Origin of the sequence: Brasilonema bromeliae SPC951 (assembly GCF_012912135.1) — a bacterium.
Lineage (GTDB): Bacteria > Cyanobacteriota > Cyanobacteriia > Cyanobacteriales > Nostocaceae > Brasilonema > Brasilonema bromeliae.
This window is the reverse complement of the sequence record NZ_QMEB01000345.1, coordinates 1-4,435: the sequence shown is the minus strand read 5'-3', so window position 1 is coordinate 4,435 and position 4,435 is coordinate 1. Positions and strand designations below refer to the sequence as shown.

Below are 4,435 nucleotides of genomic sequence, written 5' to 3'. Positions count from 1 at the left end.
CCCCTACACCCCTAGTTTTAGTCATGAGTCAACACTCATCCAAAATCCACGCATCCAAAATCCAAAATTGATATGTTTCTAGTCACTGGAGCCACAGGGGGAATAGGTCGCACCGTTGTGCGACTTTTACGTGAACAGGAAAAGCAGGTGCGAGCATTTGTCCGTCTCACTTCGCGCTACAGCGAGTTAGAACACCGAGGAGCTAACATCTTTATAGGTGATTTGCGCCAAGAAAAAGATATTCAAAAAGCTTGTCAGGGCGTACAGTACATTATCAGCGCTCACGGTTCTGGTGGAGATGCCTTAGCTTTAGACTATCGCGCTAACATCGAACTTATAGATTCCGCAAAAGCTAATCAAGTCCAGCACTTTGTTTTTATTTCCGTGCTAGGAGCAGACAGGGGATACGAAGATGCTCCTGTGTTTAAGGCAAAACGAGCAGTGGAGCGATACCTGGAAACTAGTGGCTTGAACTACACTATTCTACGCCCATCTGGATTAGCATCCGACTTACTACCATTAGCAGAACGTTTTCGGGAAACGGGGTTTTACCTGCTTGTTGGCGACCCCAAAAACCGTAGCTCTATTGTTAGTACAGATGATTTGGCAAGGATAGTAGTAGATTCAGTGACAGTTGAAGCGGCTCAAAATCAGATATTATCAGTTGGGGGACCAGAGATTTTAACGCGAGAGGATATTCCCAAAATTATTAGTCGCATTTTTAACCGAGAGCCACTGATAATTAACCCGCCACTCTTAGCTGTAGATGGGCTGCGGGGTGCATTAGGTTTTTTCAATCCCCAAGCACAAAAAGCTTTGGGAACGTTTCGTACATTACTAGCTAACGAATTTTTCTGTACAAGAGAAGAAATTGCGAAATTGGAAACTACCTTCAATTTTGAGCTGGAAACACTAGAAAGTTTCTTGCGACGTTATCTGGCGATTTAATCAGTAAACAGTGAACAGTTATCAGTTATCAAGTTATTGTTCATTGATAACCCTTCGGGTTCACCAGTCGCCTCTGTCGGGAAACCCTCCTGCAGCGCTGGATTCACCGTGCGCTCAAATCCTTATTTTTTAGGTTGTGTGCAGTGCCCACCTGAAGGGCACGAAGTGCCATAGAAAGATTTGGTTATCAGTTATCAAGTTATTGTTTTTTCACAACTGATAACTGATAACTGTTTAGCACTGACTACTCACCTATAATCTAAAATCCAAAATCTAAATTCTTATGAGATATTCCCTAGCTGCAAATACGGCTACAGCACGTAAAACAAAACAGCGATTTGCAAAACCTGATGAACACTTATCCTATGAACTGGGCAAAGCAGTACAGGAATTACCACCACTGTACACTAGATTGTTAGCGGGAACACTGAGTGTAGTGGTACTGGGAACAATCGCCTGGGCGAATTTTTCGCGGATTGATGAAGTCGCCACAGCACCTGGGGAGTTAATCGCTTCCACACAAGTACGACCAGTGACATCGATAGGTAATGGAACGATTGTCAAGGTTAATGTTAAAGAAGGCGATCGCGTCATCAAAGGTCAAACCCTGATTCAACGTGATCCAGACTTGCAACGAGTCGATGTGACTCGCTTAGCCTCATCTACTAAATTAATTCAAGAAGATTTGCGACGTTTAGATGCAGAACGTACGGGTGGGAAAATTGCTGGAACACAACTTCAAGATCAATTGTTAAACTCTCGTTTACGAGATTATCAAGCGCGTCAAGCTGCATCCGTTGCGGAAGCAAATCGCCAACAGGCGCTGATTAACCAGGCGAAAGTTCGCCAGACTCGGTTACAAGAAAATCTGGTAAACGCAAGAACTAGCCTTACCAACGCCAAAACAAACTTGGTTAACGCCCAAAATATCCGTAGGAAAGTTGAAACCGGCTTAGCAATTGCTCAACAAAGGGAACAAAGCCTCAAAACCCTAGTGACTCCTGGCGCTATTCCTCGACTCGATTATCTGGACGCCCAAGAAAGACTCAATCGAGCGACTACGGAAATTACCCGCGCAAATGATGAGGTGGTAAACTCCCAAAATAAAGTGACAGAGGCTCAAGATAAAGTCACATCCTTAGAAAAGGATATTGCAGCTCAAGCAGAGGAAATTCGCCAAGCCCAAGAAGCATATCAAGCAGCTCGCAGTCAAGCACAGCGTATAGAATCAGAGCGTCAAAGTGAAATTATCACCCAGATCAACAAACGCAAAGAAGAACTAACTACCGTTCAAGGTCAACTTGAGCAAGCCCAGAAGCAGCAAGATATGGAAACTATCAAAGCTCCAGTCACAGGTACTATCTATAGAATCAAAGCGACAACAGGACCAGTGCAAGCGGGTGAAGAGTTAGTATCTATATTACCAGAAGGGCAAGAACTTTTGTTAGAGGTGAAAGTCCTCAACCGAGATATTGGTTTTATTCGCGAGGGAATGAAAGCAAAGGTCAAAATGGCAACTTTCCCATTTCAAGAATTTGGCATCATTAATGGTGAAGTCGTGCAAGTCAGTCCCAATGCTATTGTTGACAAAGAAATGGGCTTAGTTTTCCCCACCAGAATTAAGCTGAATAAACACTCCGTAATGGCGCAGGGACAAGAAGTTGCATTTACTCCTGGGATGACTGCAAATGGTGAGATTGTCACTCGCAAAAAGTCAATTTTGACATTCTTAACTGAGCCAATTACTCGTCGATTCAGTGAGGCATTTTCTGTGAGGTAGGTTTGGAGGGTGTGATGGTGCAAGGCGGTGTGCCTTACGATCCACCTTCAATTCATTAGTCTTAACTTACCATTCGGAAATTCTCCTCCAACATTTCTTGGCGTTGCTTGAGTATATTTTCAGAAACAGTGGTGTCATCATAATCAGTGATACTATAGTTAAGGTTGTTTAGTAGTGTTTGGTAGCTTGAGAATTGTGAACTCAGTGTAGAACTGACACTAAAGCCAGAGAATTGCACAGTATTGCTATCATCCAACTGGTCTTGTGACCCATAAGAACCATCATGGTAGTCTGTAACGCTGAAGCTAGAAATTGTAGCACTGCTCTTGGTTACAAAGTTGCCCAGGCTAAAGTTTGGAACTTGTGTGTCGTGTACTGCTGTTTCTGCAACAATCTGACGCACTTGAGCATCAGTCAAACTGTGGTTAGCACTGAGCATGAGAGCAACTACGCCAGCAACGTGAGGAGTCGCCATAGACGTGCCATTATAGGAAGCATACTTATTACCCGGAATTGTAGAATAGACATTAACTCCTGGGGCTGTCACGTAAGTGAGTGAATTCATTGCCGCTTTGTTGGAGAAATCAGCCATGTTATTATTTTTATTAACTGCTCCAACTGCAATTCCCCATTTGTCTGCATAGCGGGCTGGATAGCCTGGTTGAAATCCACTATCATTGCCAGCTGCCATAACAACAATCACCCCTTTGCTGCTGGCATATTCAACAGCTTTCTCTAGAGTGCTGTCAGAAGAACCACCAACAAGACTAAGATTAATCACGTTAGCTCCATGATCTACGGCATAGTAAATGCCATTAGAAATCGAAGTATAGGAGCCTGAACCTTCATCATTAAGGACTTTGACTGGCATAATTTTAGCACCGTAGGCAATACCAGTCACACCAATATCATTTTTTTCCCCAGCAATCGTTCCAGAGACATGGGTTCCATGACCGAATTTATCTGAAACATCGTTGTTGTTATCAACAAAGTTCCAGCCGTGAACGTCGTCAATGAAACCATCTCCATCATCATCTATGCCATTGCCAGTAATTTCCTTTGAATTTGTCCAGATATTATCTTTTAAATCATCGTGGTTGAAGTCAACCCCAGTATCCAGAACAGCAACGACCACACCCTGACCAGTGTATCCTTTTGCCCAGGCTTCTGGAGCCTTCACAAGGTCGGCTCCCCAATTGTTACCACCAAGCTTAGGAACATCAGCAAAGGTAGTTTGACCAGCTGCTTTAGCCACTGCTGCTGCTGCATTTATTAAGCCATAGCCGGAGGTGAAGCTGTACCCATTGTCATTAAACAATTGTTCTTCAGCATTATTTTCTAGGTCATTTATCGCTGAGTTAAAGCTACTATGACCGTTAAGGTTGACGTTATAGTTGTTGTTATAATCAAATGTGTTGACTGAGGATAGAGAAGTAATATTTTGCCCTTGATTAAAAAGAGAACTGTTACTACTAATACGAGTGAACATTAGTATGATTTTCCTTAATAAAATCTCTAGTTTTTGACCAAAAAACTTACAAAATACTTCTCTTTAATAAGGGTTTTTTTTCACAAACATTTGGCTTTATAGCAATCCTATGTGATTTGTAAAAATTGCGAATCTCTAGAAACCCGGTATCTTTGAGATACCGGGTTTCTCACCTTTTACGAATGATTTAGGATTGCTATAGATAATAATTACTATGT

General features: G+C 42.5%; 3 protein-coding genes. 2 read left to right on the top strand and 1 reads right to left on the bottom strand.

The annotated features are described in order from the left end of the window. Positions 1–72 precede the first annotated feature (72 nt). Positions 73–948 carry an SDR family oxidoreductase gene (locus DP116_RS27190; RefSeq protein WP_169158097.1) on the top strand — a complete coding sequence of 292 codons (876 nt, stop codon included), beginning with the start codon at positions 73–75 and terminating at the stop codon, positions 946–948. Between the two features lie 283 nt (positions 949–1,231). Next, on the top strand, positions 1,232–2,728 hold the full coding sequence (locus tag DP116_RS27185) for a beta-barrel domain-containing protein (RefSeq protein WP_169158096.1): 1,497 nt from the start codon (positions 1,232–1,234) through the stop codon (positions 2,726–2,728). A 61-nt stretch (positions 2,729–2,789) separates the two neighbouring features. Here the strand turns inward: DP116_RS27185 and DP116_RS27180 are convergent, their stop codons facing one another. Next, a complete protein-coding gene (locus DP116_RS27180; RefSeq protein WP_169158095.1) occupies positions 2,790–4,217 on the bottom strand; it encodes a S8 family serine peptidase in 1,428 nt (475 codons plus the stop codon). Between the last annotated feature and the right edge of the window lie 218 nt (positions 4,218–4,435).